18 protein-coding genes are annotated in these 17,838 nt (G+C 53.6%); 10 read left to right on the top strand and 8 right to left on the bottom strand.

Going from position 1 to position 17,838, the window contains the following annotated elements:
• Window position 1: 1 nt before the first annotated feature.
• The 3 genes from B4N58_RS05065 to B4N58_RS05055 are packed head-to-tail and all read right to left on the bottom strand — an operon-like array spanning window position 2 to window position 3,119.
• Window positions 2–1,390: an aminopeptidase P N-terminal domain-containing protein gene (locus B4N58_RS05065; RefSeq protein ID WP_291746525.1), complete on the bottom strand. Its 1,389-nt coding sequence runs from the start codon at window positions 1,388–1,390 to the stop codon at window positions 2–4.
• A 1-nt stretch (window position 1,391) separates the two neighbouring features.
• Entirely contained in the window at window positions 1,392–2,087 is a 696-nt protein-coding gene (gene murU / locus B4N58_RS05060; protein ID WP_291746523.1) for an N-acetylmuramate alpha-1-phosphate uridylyltransferase MurU, read from the bottom strand.
• Window positions 2,088–3,119 (bottom strand): aminoglycoside phosphotransferase family protein, encoded by a 1,032-nt coding sequence (locus B4N58_RS05055; RefSeq protein WP_291746520.1) that lies wholly within the window; start codon window positions 3,117–3,119, stop codon window positions 2,088–2,090.
• 125 nt (window positions 3,120–3,244) lie between these two features.
• On the opposite strand from B4N58_RS05055, the gene B4N58_RS05050 reads away from it, so the two are divergent.
• From B4N58_RS05050 to rsmA, 4 genes are read left to right on the top strand one after another with little or no spacing between them, the layout of a single operon-like run.
• Entirely contained in the window at window positions 3,245–5,515 is a 2,271-nt protein-coding gene (locus B4N58_RS05050) for an LPS-assembly protein LptD (RefSeq protein WP_291746871.1), read from the top strand.
• Between the two features lie 53 nt (window positions 5,516–5,568).
• Window positions 5,569–6,939: a peptidylprolyl isomerase gene (locus B4N58_RS05045; RefSeq protein ID WP_008252076.1), complete on the top strand. Its 1,371-nt coding sequence runs from the start codon at window positions 5,569–5,571 to the stop codon at window positions 6,937–6,939.
• 10 nt (window positions 6,940–6,949) lie between these two features.
• Window positions 6,950–7,972 carry a 4-hydroxythreonine-4-phosphate dehydrogenase PdxA gene (gene pdxA, locus B4N58_RS05040; RefSeq protein WP_291746516.1) on the top strand — a complete coding sequence of 341 codons (1,023 nt, stop codon included), beginning with the start codon at window positions 6,950–6,952 and terminating at the stop codon, window positions 7,970–7,972.
• Window positions 7,969–8,739, top strand: coding sequence for a 16S rRNA (adenine(1518)-N(6)/adenine(1519)-N(6))-dimethyltransferase RsmA (gene rsmA, locus B4N58_RS05035; protein ID WP_291746513.1), 771 nt, complete (start codon window positions 7,969–7,971; stop codon window positions 8,737–8,739). The genes pdxA and rsmA overlap by 4 nt, the downstream gene beginning before the upstream one ends.
• A gap of 9 nt (window positions 8,740–8,748) precedes the next feature.
• Here the strand turns inward: rsmA and murI are convergent, their stop codons facing one another.
• Window positions 8,749–9,597 (bottom strand): glutamate racemase, encoded by an 849-nt coding sequence (gene murI / locus B4N58_RS05030; RefSeq protein WP_291746510.1) that lies wholly within the window; start codon window positions 9,595–9,597, stop codon window positions 8,749–8,751.
• A 106-nt stretch (window positions 9,598–9,703) separates the two neighbouring features.
• Between murI and B4N58_RS05025 the strand changes: the two genes are divergently transcribed.
• Window positions 9,704–10,441 (top strand): response regulator, encoded by a 738-nt coding sequence (locus B4N58_RS05025; RefSeq protein ID WP_291746507.1) that lies wholly within the window; start codon window positions 9,704–9,706, stop codon window positions 10,439–10,441.
• On the opposite strand, the gene B4N58_RS05020 is transcribed toward B4N58_RS05025, so the two are convergent.
• A complete protein-coding gene (locus B4N58_RS05020; protein WP_232222757.1) occupies window positions 10,430–10,795 on the bottom strand; it encodes a RidA family protein in 366 nt (121 codons plus the stop codon). The genes B4N58_RS05025 and B4N58_RS05020 overlap by 12 nt on opposite strands.
• Before the next feature lie 12 nt (window positions 10,796–10,807).
• Here B4N58_RS05020 and B4N58_RS05015 point away from each other — a divergent pair, with 12 nt between their 5' ends.
• Complete coding sequence (locus tag B4N58_RS05015) at window positions 10,808–11,326, top strand: SRPBCC family protein (protein ID WP_291746503.1); 519 nt, start codon at window positions 10,808–10,810, stop codon at window positions 11,324–11,326.
• A 14-nt stretch (window positions 11,327–11,340) separates the two neighbouring features.
• On the opposite strand, the gene B4N58_RS05010 is transcribed toward B4N58_RS05015, so the two are convergent.
• Genes B4N58_RS05010 through B4N58_RS05000 form a run of 3 tightly spaced genes read right to left on the bottom strand, consistent with a single transcriptional unit; the run spans window position 11,341 to window position 14,106 of the window.
• Window positions 11,341–11,679: a TIGR01244 family sulfur transferase gene (locus tag B4N58_RS05010; protein WP_008252062.1), complete on the bottom strand. Its 339-nt coding sequence runs from the start codon at window positions 11,677–11,679 to the stop codon at window positions 11,341–11,343.
• Window positions 11,680–11,703: 24 nt separating this feature from the next.
• Window positions 11,704–12,702 carry a cytochrome d ubiquinol oxidase subunit II gene (locus B4N58_RS05005; RefSeq protein ID WP_291746500.1) on the bottom strand — a complete coding sequence of 333 codons (999 nt, stop codon included), beginning with the start codon at window positions 12,700–12,702 and terminating at the stop codon, window positions 11,704–11,706.
• 15 nt (window positions 12,703–12,717) lie between these two features.
• Entirely contained in the window at window positions 12,718–14,106 is a 1,389-nt protein-coding gene (locus B4N58_RS05000; protein ID WP_291746496.1) for a cytochrome ubiquinol oxidase subunit I, read from the bottom strand.
• A 148-nt stretch (window positions 14,107–14,254) separates the two neighbouring features.
• On the opposite strand from B4N58_RS05000, the gene B4N58_RS04995 reads away from it, so the two are divergent.
• From B4N58_RS04995 to B4N58_RS04980, 4 genes are all read left to right on the top strand, one after another.
• A complete protein-coding gene (locus B4N58_RS04995) occupies window positions 14,255–15,427 on the top strand; it encodes a multidrug effflux MFS transporter (RefSeq protein ID WP_291746493.1) in 1,173 nt (390 codons plus the stop codon).
• A gap of 149 nt (window positions 15,428–15,576) precedes the next feature.
• Window positions 15,577–16,446, top strand: coding sequence for an alpha/beta hydrolase (locus B4N58_RS04990; RefSeq protein WP_008252055.1), 870 nt, complete (start codon window positions 15,577–15,579; stop codon window positions 16,444–16,446).
• A 103-nt stretch (window positions 16,447–16,549) separates the two neighbouring features.
• Complete coding sequence (locus B4N58_RS04985; protein WP_008252053.1) at window positions 16,550–16,846, top strand: hypothetical protein; 297 nt, start codon at window positions 16,550–16,552, stop codon at window positions 16,844–16,846.
• A 19-nt stretch (window positions 16,847–16,865) separates the two neighbouring features.
• Window positions 16,866–17,765 (top strand): NAD(P)-dependent oxidoreductase, encoded by a 900-nt coding sequence (locus B4N58_RS04980; RefSeq protein WP_291746486.1) that lies wholly within the window; start codon window positions 16,866–16,868, stop codon window positions 17,763–17,765.
• The last annotated feature ends 73 nt before the right edge of the window (window positions 17,766–17,838 follow it).

Below are 17,838 nucleotides of genomic sequence, written 5' to 3'. Positions count from 1 at the left end.
GTCAGGCCGCCTTGCTGCTTGTTTTTTTGTGGGCTTTCATTGTGGCGTGAATTTCACTCACTGTTTTGGGCGCATCTGCGGTGTAAACATCGCAACCTTTCTGGGTCACCAAAGCGTCGTCTTCAATGCGAATGCCGATATTTTCAAACTGCTTGGGTACCCCTTTGCCAGGGCGAATGTACAAACCGGGTTCAATGGTCAACACCATGCCCGCCTCCAGCTTGCGGCTGGTGTGGGGCGCAACACCGTCTTCGGGTTTGGCAGCGGGGTCGCGGTAACTGCCGCAATCGTGAACATCCATGCCCAACCAATGGCTGGTGCGGTGCATGTAAAAGCGCTTGTAAGCACCACTTTCAAGGGCTTCATTCAAACCCATTTTCAACAGCTTTAAATCGATCAAACCTTGGGCAAGTACCTTGACTGCGGCGTCGTGCGGATCATTGAATCGGGCGCCAGGTTTGGTGGCATCAATTGCGGCATACTGCGCGTTCAAAACCACTTCATACACGGCCTGCTGGGCCTTGCTGAACTGGCCATTGACTGGAAACGTTCGGGTGATGTCAGATGCATAGCAATCCAGCTCGCAACCGGCGTCAATCAGCAACAAATCGCCGTCGCGCATTTTGGCGTCGTTGGCCCGGTAATGCAGCACACAGGCATTTGCACCCGAAGCTACGATTGAACCGTATGCAGGTGCTTCAGAACCGTTTTTGCGAAACTGATACAGCAACTCCGCTTCTACCTCAAATTCAAATTTGCCCGGCTGACACACCTGCATGGCGGCAATGTGTGCATGGGCCGAAATATCGGCGGCGCGGCGCATGATCTCGATTTCTGTTTTGTCTTTGATCAAACGCATTTCATCGAGTGAGTGGCTTAGATCAAGCACTGCATGTGGCGCTGAAATACCCATGCGGGCCTTGCCCCGCAAGGTTTTCAACACATCCGCAACCGCGGCTTCCAGGCTTTCGTCTTCACCCAAACGCAAAAACACGGCTGGCTGATTGGCCAGTGTGTCGATCAAATGCTCTTCAAGGTCTTCAATGCTGTGGGCTTCGTGCATGCCAAAGGCCGATTGCGCGGCTTTGGGGCCAAAACGAAAACCTTCCCAAATTTCCCGCTCTTCGTTTTTATCCCTGCAAAACAAGACCGCGCGGGAGTCGCCACTGGGCGCAACCACAAGAGCCAGACAGGCCTCAGGTTCGGGAAAGCCGGTGAGGTAATAGAAATAACTGTCAGAACGGAAGGCGTAATCTGCATCGCGATTGCGCATGACTTCCATGCCCGACTGCACCAGTGCGACACCACCTCCCATTTTCTTCAAACGGCGTGCCAGCTGCTCTCGGCGCTTGGCGTAAATCAAGGGGTTGTGGGTGGGGTACCTGCTCATGCTAATGCTTCCTTACTGAATTCAATCGTCGGTCAAGTGCTTCAAGCCTTTCTGGTGTTCCTATGTCCATCCAGAATCCCTTGAACAACTCACCTTGTACTTTGCCTGCTGCCATGGCTTGGCGCAACAACGGCGCGAGTTTTGCAAAATCTCCCACCTTGACCGGGGCGAACAAACTTGGGTGATACACACCCATGCCCGAAAAGGTGAATGCCGCATCGCCTGGTTCAGGCTGTTTGACTGTGCTGCCCTGCAATGCGAAATCACCGGCCGGGTTGTGCAAGGGATTGGGCACCATCACCAGATGGGCCAATTGGCCGGGCTGCCATTCGTCGGCAATGCTCAACGCCTTTGCCACCGGCCAGTCGCAGGCCACATCGCCGTTAATGACCAAAAATGGGTCCTCTCCCAAAATGTGCAATGCCTTGCGGATACCGCCTGCAGTTTCCAGCGCCGTGGCTTCGGCGGAGTAACTGAGCTGCACCCCAAAAGCCGAACCATCGCCAAAGTGGCTTTCAATTTGGTGACCCAAATGTGCATGGTTGATCACAATGCTGGTCACACCCACCGCCGCCAAAGCCTCGATGTGCCATTGCAACAAAGGTTTGCCCCCGGCAGGCAACAGGGGCTTGGGGCAGTGGTCGGTCAAAGGCCGCATGCGCTCGCCACGCCCCGCCGCCAGTATCATCGCCTTCATTTAAAACGTGTACCCCACTTTCACTGCCTTGTTTTCAAGTCGATCCAGCAACAGCAGCAGTGGCTTGAATGCGATGTACCGGCCAGCGACCAAGCGCACATAACGCAACACCATCGGTAAATCGTTCAAATACTGGGCTTTGCCATCCCGGTAATTCAGGCGCGCAAAAATCCCAAGAATTTTCAAGTGCCGCTGCAAACCCATGAAATCGAATTGGCGATAAAACTCGCCGGGGTCTTCGCAAATGGGCAAACCAGCTTTGCGGGCCGCCTCCCAGTAACGCACAGTCCAGTCCAGGGTTTGTGCCTCGGGCCATTCAATGTAGGCATCACGCAAAATACTGACCAGGTCGTAACTCAATGGGCCCTTTACCGCATCCTGAAAGTCGAGAATACCAAACTGAGGCCCAGCCCCCGCTTGGCTGACCAACATCAAATTGCGGCTGTGGTAATCGCGGTGAACAAACACCTGAGGCTCGGCCAAGGCACTTTGAATCAGCATGCCTTTGATGCTGTCCAGCCAGTTACGTTCCTGATCGGTCAGCTCGGCACCGTAGTGCTTGCCCACATACCATTCATCGAACAGGTTCATTTCCTGCAACAATTTGTCGGCACCGTAAACGGGTATACCTTCAGTGCTGGTGTTGGCTTGCAAGTGCACGAGGTCGTGCAGTGACTGCATATAAAAGGCATCTTTTTGGTCGGCTTGGGCATTCAAACCCTGCAACATGGTGGTGTTGCCGAAATCCTCCAGCAGCAAAAAACCTTCTTCCGGATTTTGCGCCAATACCTGGGGTGCCCGGGAGCCACCGTCTCGCAACAAACCTGCCACATGCACAAATGGGCGAACATCCTCTTTGTCCGGTGGTGCGTCCATCACAATCAGCGTTCGCGCGTTATTGGCTTCGCTTACGCGAAAATACCGACGAAAACTGGCATCGCTGGAGGCAGCCTGCAAGGTTTGCAGGTCAAGTTCGAACTCAGGAAGGCCTGCCAGCCATTTTTTCAACATTTCTTGACGCAAGGCGCTCATCAAACCGTCCAATCTCTTTAATTTGTAGTTAGTTGCCTATAATAGTAGGATCCTATGGCGCTTGATCGATCCGTCACCTATTTGAGTACATACCCAGCTTGAAGAAAAGCAAAAAATTATTGCAAGTGCACTTAGTGCCCACCCGCCCCACAGCCATCGCATTTGCTTTGTTCTGTCTTGGCGCACCTGCGCTTGCCCAAACCACGAACACAACACCGCCCAAGGCCGAATCCCCCACCCGCCTTAAAATTGATGGCGGACTGCTCGGAGTGCGCAACCCGATACCCGAGGACGAGGCCACTTACATTTCTGCGGATCGTCTGTACGGCAACAGCGCCGAGGAAACTTTTCTGGAGGGCAATGTTGAAGTTCGGCGCAACAAACTGAAACTGTTCAGCGACTCAATCAACTATTCGCCCATTACCGACCGTGCCACAGCCAAAGGCAACCTGGTGATTGAACAAGAGGGCATGGTGCTGAAAGCCCCGGAGGGCTCGGTCAAACTGGGTACCGGCGAAAGTGAAATGACCAAGCCTACCTTCGAATTGAAGGAAATCAACGGCAAAGGCCGGGCTGACAAAATGCAGTACGACGGCATTTCAACCCTGACGCTTGAAAACCCGAACTACACCGTGTGTGAAGTGCCAAATCCTGGTGCTGCAGATCAAGGTGATTGGTACATTACCGCTGATTCGCTGGAAATTGACCAAGCGGCCGAAGTGGGTCGTGCCCGTGGGGCGAAGGTTGTATTTCAGGATGTGCCAATATTGGGTGCTCCTTACTTTTCATTTCCCACCACTGACAGGCGCAAAAGCGGATTCCTGCCCCCCTCGTTTGGTACCGTGTCCAACAGCGGGCTTGAAATTACAGTTCCGTACTACCTGAATATTGCCCCAGACAAAGACATGACCCTGTACCCGAAAATCATTTCGGGCCGGGGTTACCAACTGGGAACCCAAACACGGTACCTGACGCCCAACAACGAAGGCGAGCTGAAATACGATTACCTGCCCGACGACGAGAAAACCGGCACCGACCGCACGGCTTTGTCTTTGCTGCACAAGTACGAGAAAGGCCCCTTCTACGCAGGGGTCAATTTCAACCAGGTGTCGGATGACAACTACTTTGTCGACTTCTCGCGCACGCAGGCTGTGGCCTCTCAACGTATTTTGGTACAAGAAGGTTTCTTCTCGTACCGCCAGAAGAACTGGAGCGCCAATGTGCGCACCGTGGCTCACCAAACACTGCAGTTGTTTAACGACGTAATCGCTGAGCCCTATGACCGCTTGCCTGAAGCGACGCTTGAGCTGAGCCCAACCCGCATCGGTGAAGCCAATGCGTTTGTGTCAGTGAGCGGGCAATACACCGACTTTGCCCGCCCATCGTCCGCACCCGCACGGGTTGAAGGCTCACGGGGTGTGACACGCGCCCGGGTTTTCATGCCCATCCAGCGGTCTGAATTCTCGTTCACGCCCGCTATTTCAGTGCAGGCCACCAACTACGATTTACAAGGTCAAACACCTGGCTCGCCTGCAGCGCCTGGTAGCGTGATCCCAACTGTTTCACTCGACAGTACGGTTTACTTCGACCGAAAAACAAGCTTTTTCGGTCGCAATGTAAACCAAACCCTTGAACCGCGAATTTTCTACCTTTACACGCCGTTCAAAGACCAATCCGATCAGCCTATTTTCGACACCTCGGTTACCGACCAAAGCCTGACCCGGATTTTCGCCGAGAACAGATATTCCGGACTTGACCGTGTGGGTGATGCGAACCAGCTGACACTGGCCGTGACCAGCCGTTTCTACGACGAGGCCACCAGCGAGGAGTTGTTTAGCGTAACCGGCGGACAACGCCTGAACTTGAGTACACCCCGGGTTATTTTGCAAGGTTTCGAGGCGCCAACCACCAGCGATTCTGACTTCTTTGCCAATGCGCGCGGCCGTATCAGCCAGTCAGTATTCCTGGACGCCACCACGCAACTGAATGCAGAAAGCGGGCGGCACGAACGCGGCAATGTCACTGTCAGCTATGCGCCGTCGCTGGGCAAACAACTGAATTTGGGGTATCGCTACACCCGCGCACAAATTGACCAGTTCGACATTTCAGGCCAATGGCCCATCTCTGACCGCTGGAGTGGCGTGGGTCGTTTAAACTATTCAATGCTGGACAATCGTTTGATTGAAGGTGTGGCAGGCCTTGAGTATGGCGAGGGTTGCTGGGCAGTGCGTGTGATTGCACAAAGATTTGCGACTGCACCACAGCTGGAGACCACATCGCTGTTTGTTCAACTTGAACTCAATGGATTGGGTCGTTTGGGGTCCAACCCGGCCGACCTGTTGTCCAGAAAGGTGCCAGGGTACACGCCTTTCTCTTCCGCACAATCGATCCAATGAGCACCCATTAAGTACCCACTAAGTACTCACTAAGCACCCAATAAGTTATGAACATGAAGCACATTCAACACTGGTTATTCGCGATCTCCGCCCTGGCGGCCATGAGCCATGCGCAGGCGCAGGGTGTCAAAGCACCAACCTCCAATTTGCCAGCGGGTAAGCTGAGTTCCGAACTCGGGGCCAGCAACGGTTCCGGCGCAGCAGCAATCGATGGCATTGTTGCGGTGGTGAACACCGACATCATTACCCGCAGCGAGTTGAACAGGCAGGTGGCCCTGATTGAACGCCAAATGAGTCGCCGCGGCGCGCCCTTGCCCGATCGGATCGAATTGCGCAAACAGGTGCTTGACCGCATGGTGATGGACCGGGCGCAACTTCAGAAAGCAGAAGAAGTGGGCATCCGGATTGAAGAAGCTCAAATTGAGGCTGCCATGGCTCGTGTTGCGGACCAAAACGGTTTGTCTCTGGAAGACTTTTTGGCACGGCTTCAAGAAGAAGGAGTTTCGCCCGCCCGCTTTCGTGAAGAGGTACGCAGCGAAATTACCTTGGGACGCCTGCGCGAGCGAGAGGTAGAAGCCCGAATTCAAGTGTCAGATGCAGAAATTCAGAATTACCTGGCTGCCCGAACCAAGGGTGGCGCGGCCCCCAACCAACCTGAAGTGAACTGGGTGCAGTTGCTGGTCAAAGCCCCCAGTGATGCCAGCGGTGCAACGCTCAACCAGGCTAGAGGCAAGGTTGAAGCAATTGAAAAGGCCCTGAAAGACGGAAAAACAGTGGAAGCCATTGTGCAAACCAATCCCGAGCTGGCGATTGACGGCACAGGGCAAATGGGTTGGTCCGGTTTTGATGCCGTGCCCACCCTGTTTAGCGAATTCCTGTCCAAGGCGCAATTGAATGCAGTACAAACCATTCGCAGCCCCAACGGATTTCACGTGTTGAAAGTACTCGAGCGTCGTGAGAGTGGCGCCGCGCTGGACAGCACACCAGTGACTCAAACCCGGGCGCGACACATCCTGATCCGCCCAGGCCCTGACATTACCGAAGCGGAAGCCCGACGCCGGCTAAATTTTGCACTGGAACAACTGCAAGGTGGCGCTGCGACCTTTGATACGTTGGCCAAGCGATACTCGCAAGACGGTTCTGCTTCAAAGGGCGGCGATTTGGGCTGGTTGTACCCAGGCGACACAGTGCCGGAATTTGAACGAGAGATGAATCAGCTTGGCATCGGGGGTGTAAGCCCGGTGTTTCAAAGCCGCTTTGGTTTCCACATTATTCAAGTGGTAGAACGTCGCCAACAGGCGGCCTCTGAAGAGCGCCAGCGCCAGGCTGCACGTCAGGCTATTCGCGCCAACAAATCCGAGGAAAGCTATCAAGAATGGTTGCGCCAACTGCGCGACGCCACCTTCATTGAAATTCGCCTTTGATGCACAGGGCATGAGCACGGCCACAAATCTCCCGATCCTGATCACCAGCGGTGAACCCGCCGGGATCGGGCCAGAACTGTGTGCTTTATTGGCCGAAACCAGCCAAGCCAAGCGGCTGAACCGTTCGCTGGTCATTCTTGGTGATGCTGATTTGCTCGAAACCCGCGCAAAAAATGCGGGCATAGAACCCAAATGGCAACGCATCAACTCGTTGCGGGATATTGCCACCGGCGAACCTGAAGCCCCCGGCTACTTTCTGCTTGACCACCCGCTTTCAACACCCTGCATCACCGGTCAACCCAACCCGGCCAACGCACCCTACGTGCTGGGTCTGCTCAACATGGCCTGCGATGCATGCCAAAATGGAACTGCAGCGGCCATGGTGACAGCACCCATTCAAAAATCAGCAATCAGCCCGCACTGGCCAGGTTTCATGGGGCACACCGAGTACCTGGCTGAGCGCTGCGGGCAAGGCGATGTCGTCATGATGCTGATGGGTGGTCAAATGAAGGTTGCACTGGCGACTACCCACATTCCACTGGCCAAGGTGCCTGAAGCAATTACCCGGAGCAGCCTCACCCGTACGCTTGAAATCATGCTGCACGATTTAAGCCTGTACTGGAGTTTGCCGAAACCGAGAATTCTGGTGACAGGGCTAAATCCACACGCCGGCGAATCAGGCGACCTCGGACGTGAGGAAATTGACACCATCACGCCAACCATCAAAGCTCTGCAGGCCAGGGGACACGATGTGCAAGGCCCCTTCCCTGCCGACACCCTGTTTCAGCCCAAATACCTGCAAAACAGCGATGCAGTTTTGGCCATGTTTCACGACCAGGGCTTGCCCGTACTGAAGCATGCCAGTTTTGGGCAAGGCGTGAATGTCTCACTGGGTTTGCCCATTGTGCGAACCTCAGTTGACCATGGCACCGCACTTGACTTGGCCGGTACCCGCAACATGGATGCGGGCAGCCTGAATGAAGCGATAGAATGCGCGCACCATATGGACCTTTGCCGCAGGAACGCGCAATGAAACACCAAGCTAAAAAACGATTTGGCCAACACTTTTTAACCGATCAAAGTGTGCTGTCAAACCTGATCGGCGAGATGCGACCCCGTGCAGACGACACGCTGGTTGAAATTGGTCCAGGCTTGGGCGCACTCACATTTTGGCTGCTTAAGGCAGTGAATCACCTGCAGGTGATCGAAATTGACCGGGACCTGGCGGAAAAGCTTCGCACCGGGAACTGGAAGGACAAACTCACCGTTCACGAAGTGGACGTGCTGAAATTTGACTTCAGCCAACTTCCTGCGCCTTTTCGCGTGGCGGGCAATTTGCCTTACAACATCTCCTCACCCATTTTATTTGCTTTACTTGAAGTGGCAGACCAGGTGATCGACCAGCACTTCATGCTGCAAAAAGAAGTCATTGACCGCATGGTAGCGGTCCCAAAAACCAGCGACTACGGCAGGTTATCGGTGATGCTGCAAGCCTACTACGACATGGACCATTTGTTCGATGTGCCGCCCGAGTGCTTCGACCCACCACCCCGCGTCATGTCCGCGATTGTTCGAATGGTGCCAAAACAGGCCCAGGAACGCGCTGCAATTCCGGGTGAAATTTTTAGCCGAGTGGTCAGCACTGCGTTTTCACAACGCCGCAAAATGTTGCGCAACACTTGGGCCAATGTGGTGCCCGAACATATCGCAAGCGCCGCAGGCATAGCACTCACGGCACGTGCCGAGGAAATTGCGCCTGAGCAATTTGTGCAAGTGGCGCAGATGCTCGCAGCAGGCTAAAAGCGCAATCTAGATGTCCAGTTGCTGCACCTTGACCTGAAGCCAATCGGTGCCCAACAAATTCACCAATTTTGTCTTGAAAGCCTCGGGTTGACCGGTCGTGAAAAAACTCACTCGCTCAATCATGGGTAAATGTGCCTCGCCCATATTCAGCAGGCCCTCGCTCTCCAGACGGGTTTTCAACTGTTTGGCCACCGGCAAACCAGTTTCTATGACTGTTACGTCCGGGCCAGCCAGTTTTGAAATGAGGTGTGCAACAAAGGGGTAGTGTGTGCAGCCCAATACAATAACGTCTGCATTTTTTTGAAGCAGCTCGGCCAACACAGGCTTTAACAGGGCCTCGATCGCTGGCTCGGGCATGGGCGATTGTTCGATCAGTTCAACCAGCCCAGGGCACGGGTGTGCAATCACCTTCGCCAAAGGATCAAATCTTTCAACCAAGCCCTTGAACCGCTCGCTGGCCACCGTGTTGGTGGTTGCCAAAATACCCACCACACCGGTTTTGGTCAGCATACTGGCAGGTTTGACGGCGGGCTCGATTCCCACAATCGGCCAATTTGCATGTGCCGCCCGGGCCTGATTGGCGCCTGCAGCAGTGGCAGTATTGCAGGCCATGACCATGGCTTTGCACTCCTGATTGCGCAGCCAATTGGACAGGGTTAATACACGGTCTGTAATTTCATGCTGCGGCTTGTCGCCATAGGGCAAATAACGTTCGTCGGCCACGAATTGAAAGCGCTCTGCTGGCAAGTAATTCAACATCGCCTTCAAAACCGACAAACCACCCACGCCTGAATCAAATACGCCCACGCTTTGCGCAAAAACAGCGATTCCTGGCGTGTGTGACTGTATTTGCATGGCTCAATCCCGATTAAGCATTAATATTTACAAAGTCCTGTGGCAACCCCTGTTCCGCTTGGGTAGCGGGTTGGCAAATAATAGAACAAAACTCGAGATAATCTTTATGAATACTGAATATTCCGACTCAACCGGTGAACCCTTCGGCACCGCCTCAAAAGGTATTCGGGTACTGGTTGCAGAGGACAACATGGTCAATCAAACCTTCATTGCCCATGTGCTAACCCAACTCGGGATCTCTTTCAAACTTGTCGCTGACGGTATCCAAGCGGTGCAGGCGGTAGACGAAGAAAAATTCGACCTTGTCTTGATGGACTTTCAAATGCCAAACATGGGCGGGCTGGAAGCCTGCCGTAAAATCCTTGCAGAATCCAGTCACTCCAACTTGCCAATTGTTGGCCTGACGGCAGAATCGATCGGAGATATTCAATCGATGTGCCAGGACGCAGGCATGCGCGAGTACATTTCAAAACCATTCAAGCGCAGCGACATTGAAGCCGTGCTTGCACGCCTGAAATTCAATGTGTCGCCAATTCCAATGCAAAACTTTGACCATGACAAAGAATTGCTGAAAACAACCATCGACATGATTGCGGCTGAAATTCCGCAACTTGCAGATGACACCGAAAAACAGCTTTTGGCCGAAAACTTTCCTGAGGCCAAACGAGCGCTGCACACGCTGAAAGGGCATTGCAAATTGGTGGGGGAGCTTGCGTTTGCTGACTTTATTCAGCAACTGGAAAACCAGTTGACTCAAAACCAGCTACCCGCAGCAAAGTCAATCGAGCACTTAAAAACCAACTTGCGAGTACTTCAACAACGCCTGCGTTTGTTAAGCCAGTAAATCCGGATTCACCGCTGCCGTCACCACGAGCTCCACTTTCCAGCCTGGCTTGGCCAGTCCTTTGACTTCCACACACGCGCGTGAAGGTGCAGCGCCCTCGGGCAACCAAGCGTCCCAAACCGAGTTGAACCCCTCGTAATCGCGGGCCATATTGGTCAAGTAAACCTGAACCAGCAACAAACGGCTTTTGTCTGTGCCTGCGCCAGCCATGGTGCGTTCAAGGCAGCTCAACAGGTCCCGGGTTTGGGCCTGAATGTCGCCTTCCTCCATGGAAGGCACCTCAACCAAATAAACCACCCCGTTGAAGCTTGTGGAATCGGAGTAACGTTTTGTAGTACCTTGTCTGTGTATCACAGGACCCCCTTCATGAAATTTGAACATTTGGTGCAGATCAACGACCCGAGCTTGCCTGGCATTGACTGGTTAACACGGCAACAACTCTGGTTTGGCTTGGTTGCACGCGCGTGGAAACCTACACGCTTCGTACTTGGTCTTGAAGATGCGCAAGTGATGCAAACCAGTCAGGAAGGCAATATCACCACGCTCGCCCGGGTACTGAATTATGGCCCCTTTCAAATTGAAGACACCATCGAGCTGATTGAAGAAGATCGCACCGAGACACGCATTGTAGCGAATCAGTTTTGTGGCGACAGCACATTGACCATTTCAATTGAAGAACCGGAGTCAGGTGAACTGTGGTTGCGGTTTCAATACCAGGTCAGCGATGTACCAAGCTCGGCAGGCGGTTCCGAGGTTTCATCGCACGATGTCGACGAAATTCGAAAACAGGCTTACCGCGCCGCCGATATTGACACCGTGCGCATGATTCGCGAGCTGGCCATGGCCATGCCCGCGCAACTACCCGACAATCGGAAAGACCACTAGCGCGAGAGGCCCGCTCACTTCAGTGCGCAGGCTCCCATGTAAATTTGGCCAGAACGGTTGCCGCTGCGGCAATACGCCAACACCGGTTTTTCTGCTGCGTCCAGAATTCGCTTGAAATCCTCAAGCAACACTTCTGAGGGGGGTTGCCCCACTTCCATCGGCAAATAGTGAATGGCCAGGCCCAGGCTTTTCGCCTTGGCTTCAATTACTGAGTGGGCCAGTTGGGCACCCACTTCATGGTCGGGCCGATTATTCACTATGGTTTTAAAACCCAGTTCGGCAATTGCTTCCAAATCTTCCGGACTGATTTGGCCGCACACTGCGACCTCATTGCTCAGTTGCCTGATGCTCATTTCAACAAATTCCTTCGGTGTGTTTTACTGATACGATAGTTCTTTGGCCTTGCCCCAGAACACTTTGTAAGAAAATGCAGTGTACCCGAGGATGGTTGGCAAAGTGATCACCACACCTACCAGAATAATCTTCAATGCTTCAGGTGACGAAGCCGCCTCCCACACGGTCAACTGATTCAAGACCACGTAAGGGTATTGACTGTAAGCCAGGCCCATGAAGGCCAAAGTCATGACACCCGCCGTGAGTGCGAACACCATCCAGCCATAGCCAGCGTCCATCAAACGCTGACTGCTCAACACATGGTGAATACCCCACAGGCACAACACCGACGCGATTGGAATGGGTGCCAAGGCAACAATGTTGGGAAAGCTGAACCACTTGTCAAAAATTTCAGGAACAACCAACGGTGTCATGGCTGAAATAAAGGCGATGGAGGCCAACATGGGCCAAAAACTGATTCGCCCCCATCGGCGAGACTTCTCGATCAAACCGCCTTCAGTTTTCATGATCAACCAACCGCTGGCCAACAAGGTGTAAGCAAAAGGCAAGGTGATGGCGACACCCAAGTTGAAGACCAGTTGCGACCAATGGTTAGAAAAACCCGTGATGTAACTACCCAGCATCCAGCCTTGCGAAACCGAGGTAACCAGTGAACCGATGAAAAAAATCCGGTTCCACAGCGGCTTGTAGGCCACATCCACTTTAACGCGAAAATCAAACGCTACCCCCCTTAACACCAAGCCCAGCAGCATGAAAGTGACTGGCAGGTACAAGGCCGTGAGTACCACACCGTGGGCTTTTGGAAAGGCGACCAGCAATACGCCCACACCCAGCACCAACCAGGTTTCATTTGCATCCCAGAACGGGACGATTGAATTGATCATGGTGTCTTTTTCATCGTCTGTAGCATGGGGCAACAACAGGCCAACGCCCAAGTCGTAACCATCCAGTACCACGTAAATCAGAAGGGACAAACCCATTACGCCCATGAACAACAGCGGTAAAAACTCGTTGAAAGTCATCGCGCAGTTCCCCTTTTATTGTTCACGGCGAAGTTTGTCTGCAGGCGTAGTAGCGGTTGGAACCCCGCCCCAATTTACCTTCTTGGATGAACCAATACCACCCAACAGCATGTACCGCAGCACCCACACATAAGAGATGATCAAACCGATGTACATGGCCATGTACAACAACACCGTAAAAGCCAACAACTGGGGTGGATGCTGGGCCACCACGTCAGCGGTGCCCAAGACGCCGTACACCACATACGGTTGCCGACCAATCTCGGTGACCCACCAACCAGCCACTGTGGCCACCCAACCCGAGAACATCATGAACATCAAAGCGGTCAGAAGAAGTCTATGGGTTTTGTTTTCAAGTACCGGGCCAGTTTTCCGGAAAGCCCACACCGAGGCCCAGGAAACCAGCAACATCAACACACCCATGCCCACCATGACCCGAAAGGAATAAAACACGGGCCCCACTGGAGGGTGGGTGTTCAGGAAATCGTTCAACCCTTTGATCTCGCCATTGAAGTCGTGCGTCAATATAAAACTGGCCATTTTGGGAATACCGATTTCAAAATGATTGGTGCGCGCTTCGCTGTCAGGAATGGCGAACAACAGCAGTGGCGCGCCCTTCTCGGTTTCCCACACGCCTTCCATGGCCGCCACTTTGGCAGGCTGGTGCTTCAGCGTATTCAAACCGTGCAAATCACCTACAAAAATCTGGATGGGAATCAGCACCGCTGCGCCATAAACCCCCAATTTCAGCATGTGACGCGTAAACGGCTTTTCGCGCTTACGCAAAATTTGAAGGGCGCTGCCACCCGCAATCACGAAGAACACAGTCAAACCGCTGGCCAGCAACATGTGTGTAAAGCGATAAGGAAAAGATGGATTCCAGATAATTTCCAGCCAATTGGTGGCGTGCATTTGACCATCAATAATTTCAAAGCCCTGCGGGGTTTGCATCCAGCTGTTCAGCACCAGAATCCAGAAGGCCGACAAGGTGGTGCCAAAAGCCACCAAGAAGGTCGCCAACAAATGAACCTTGGGCGACACACGTTGTTTGCCAAACAGCATCACGCCCAAAAAAGTTGCTTCCAAAAAGAAAGCGGTCAGCACCTCGTAGCCCAGCAGGGGGCCGGAGATATTTCCGGTCTTTTCCATAAAGCCCGGCCAGTTGGTGCCGAACTGGAAGCTCATGGTGATACCCGACACAACGCCCATGGCGAAGGTCAGCGCAAAAATTTTCGTCCAGAAATAATGGGCCTGCTCCCACTCGGTTTTGCCAGTGCGCACATGCTGCAATCGCAGGTAAAACATCACCCAGCCCAAACCAATGGTGATAGTTGGAAACAAAATATGGAAAGTAATATTGGCCGCGAACTGGATTCGGGCAAGATCAAGCGACGTGAATTCCATGCAGCACCCCACGAAAGCAACTGAATAAGAACAGCCATGGTATGGATATGACCATAATTAGGTGCGTGTCGTCTGTCAAATTAGTTTGCTCAATGAAGCACGGCACAACGCGTACAATGCCCAATCTCTCCGCACTGGAATCCCGTTCGTGATTAAGCGCCCCATGTTTTTCCTGCTGGCTGCTCTGGCCGCATTTGCCCCCCTGGCAATTGATTTGTATTTGCCAAGCCTTGCTGCAATTGGCGAAGAACTGCGGGCACCGGCTGGGCGTGTTCAACAAACTGTGACTGTGTTTCTGGCCGGGTTTGCCTTGGGCATGCTGTTTTACGGACCGCTTTCGGACAGGTTTGGCCGCAGGCGAATGATATTTGCCGGTACCACCGTGTTCGTACTGGCCAGTGTGGCCTGCATGTTGGCCCAAACCATTGAACAACTCCTGGTGTTCAGACTGATTCAGGCTTTTGGCGGCGGCGCTGCGGCGGTTATTTCACGTGCCGTGATTCGCGACCTGTTCGGTGAAACCGATTCGGCCCGGGTTATGGCCATGATTGCCATGGTCACCTCACTGGCCCCCATGATTGCGCCACTTCTCGGGGCCTACATTCTGGAACTGGGTTCATGGCGCTATGAATTTCTGGCGTTGGCCCTGTTTGGAGCCCTCTGCACCGTGGCTGCTTATGCATTGCTGCCCGAAACCCTGAGCAAGGTTAGAAGCCAGAGTTCTTTGGGCCATGCATTCAGGGGGTATCGAACCGTATGGGAGCAGCGCGATGCCCGACTGCTAATTATTGCGGGAGGCGCGCACTTTGCTGCGATGTTTGCCTACATCACGGGCACGCCATTTGTGTACATCGAGTTTTTTGGTTTGAGTGAAAAAACATACGCGGTGCTGTTTGGCTCGAACATATTGACCCTGATTGGTTTTGGCTATGCATCCACGCGATTGGTGAAACGCACGGGCACTACGCCACTTGTAAAAACAGGCTCCGCCTTGGGGTTGCTGGGTGCCCTCATGGTGTTGGTCAGCGCCTGGAGTGCCGGCACGGCCAGCTGGAATCTGGGTCTGATGGTGGCTGGCTTTTTACTGTGTGTGGGTTCACTGGGCTTTGTGGCACCCAACACCACAGCGCAATTGTTGGGCAAGCACCCTAAAAATGCCGGGGCAGCCTCTGCCTTGTATGGTTGCGCGCAATTTGGTTTGGGGGGGTTGGCCAGCTGGGCTGTCTCAGTGGTACACGACGACACCTCGCTACCCATGGCTGCCACCGTGGTGGCCTTTGCTGCGCTTGCGTGCTGGGCCAGCATTCGACTGAAACGCTGAACTTTTCATTGTAAGCACAAAATTATTGCCATTGTGTTTAATCGACTGCGAAATTGGCACGAAAATTGGACTTTTTGGTCCCTTTACGGTATGTTGTGTCACGAATTTATTCTGCCTAACAACCCAAACACACATTTTTGCACTGCCATATGGCCGACACAAAAGCCCAAAGTGGCGAGAACCAGCCCGACGTGGCTTGGCTCGAGAGCCAGTACAACGTCCGCTCTTACCTGCCCGACCACCCCAAAACCTTTGCTCGCTGGGCTGAGCAGTCCCGCTACGCCCGTTTTGATCTGGACGGGTTCTGGAATCAGTATTTCGGCGAATCGGAAGCAGAAACCGTGGATGTCATTCCTGGCAAACCCGGCAAACCGCTATTGATATTTATTCATGGCGGTTACTGGCGTTCACTCGACAAATACGACTTTACCTTTCTGGCCAAGCCTTATGTGGCTCGTGGCTACTCGGTGGCGCTGCTGAACTACGGCCTGATTCCCCGCGTAACCATTGAAGACAGTGTTCGCCAAACCCTGCGCGGCATTGAATGGCTTTATCGCCAGGCCGACCGCTTTGGCTTTGATGCCAACCAGATCGTAGTGTGTGGACATTCGGCTGGAGGACATTTGGGCGTGATGAGCGCGCTGGCGTTTTGGCCGCTGTGGGCCTCCGACCTGCCTCAAGACGTGGTGAAGTCCGTCATCGCAATTTCAGGCATTTACGACCTCAGCCCACTGGTGCACACACCGTTCATTCAGAAAGACCTGAAGCTGAACCAGAAACGCACGCGCATGGTAAGCCCGGCCTTGATGCCCAAGCCCACCATTCCCGTTCACCTGGCATTTGGCACGAAGGAAACCGATGCGTTCAAGGAGCAAAGCGCTTACTTGGCATCACACTGGGGCCTAAACCCACCCTTGCAGGTGAATGCAGATCATTTCAGTATTTGCGACAGCATTGCCGACCCCAACAGCGAACTGTTCATGCTGATTCAAAATCAGTTGCTGTTGCCTTCGCACTAAAAACCACAGCAAAAACTGAACGGGTTATCCCCCCATGTTCGGTAAACTGCTTTTCAGGCTGGTGCCGTATAACTAAGTTGTACACACCAGCCTGGAGGCAAGAATGCCCCTCACAATCGCCTACTCCAACGCCGCAGGTTCATTTGGCCCGCGCTACCCCGATGGTCAAACCCTGATGCGCAAGCGCACGCTTCGTCAAACCGCGAAATTGTTCAAGGTGGGCGCTGAAGTGCTGCTGAACGCAGCACCTGCCACGGTCATTGCCTACAACATTGCCGAATTTGGTCGCTGGATTTCAACCAGCCACCCCGTACTGGTTCAACTTCAAACCGGGGAGTTGCAATATTGCCGCTTAAGTGATCTGCACATTGCTGAAAACCCGAGCATGCAGACCCACTGAAGCTGACTATAATCCGGGGATGAACTCAACACCCCCAACACTCAACACAATCGGCTTTATTGGCCTTGGCAACATGGGCGCCGCGATGGCAGGCCACCTTTGCAAGGCGGGCTACACTGTACTGGCCTGGGCAAGAAATGCGTCCACCTTCGAGGCGCTGGCTGACATCCCGCTTGTTCCACAACCCAGCATTGAAGCCTTGTGCGCAAGCACCCGCCTGGTCGCCTTGAATGTGACCAACACCGCTGATGTTCAATCGCTGCTGTTTCGCGATGGCGGTATTGCGCAACATGCACAGCCCGGTTCGATCATTGTGGACTTCAGCACTATTGACGCGGCGGCTGTGGCTGATATTGCACGTCAATTGAAGTCTCGCGGTGTTGATTACATTGATTGTCCTGTTTCTGGCGGTGCTGCAGGCGCACGTGCTGCAACATTGAGCATGATGGCAGGTGGTGATTTGGCCGCATTCAATCAAATTGAGCCCATGCTGAAACACTTGGGCAAAACCATTCGACATGTGGGCCCTTCCGGCGCGGGGCAAGCGATTAAGGCGGCCAATCAAATGGCCTTGTGCATTCAATTGGTGGGCATTGCTGAAGCCATGAATTACGCGCTGGAACAAGGTGCAGAATTGAGTGTAGTACTTGAGTTGCTGCAGGCCGGTTTGCCAGCCAGCCGGGTGCTGGACTGGGCTGGTCCGCACATGGTGAAAGGCTTTACGGATCCGGTTTCAATTGAAGCGCATCTGCATGCGAAAGATGTGCGCATGGTGGCCGATGCGGCGAAGAAGCAGGGTTTGCATTTGCCACTGTTGTTTAAAACGGCAGAACTGCTGGATGAACTGGTGGCAAGTGGGCCGAAGAGTCAAGACACATCGCGGGTTTTTGAGGTGGTTCGCAGGCATATGCGAGCTTAGTGGCAAGCCACACAGCTGCACTATTCGGGCCTGGCTTGACACAGTCGCACTCAGTAACAAGCCGCATAGCCGC

Source organism: Limnobacter sp. UBA3528 (genome assembly GCF_002377005.1).
Lineage (GTDB): Bacteria > Pseudomonadota > Gammaproteobacteria > Burkholderiales > Burkholderiaceae_B > Limnobacter.
This window is presented reverse-complemented; position numbering and strand designations above follow the sequence as displayed.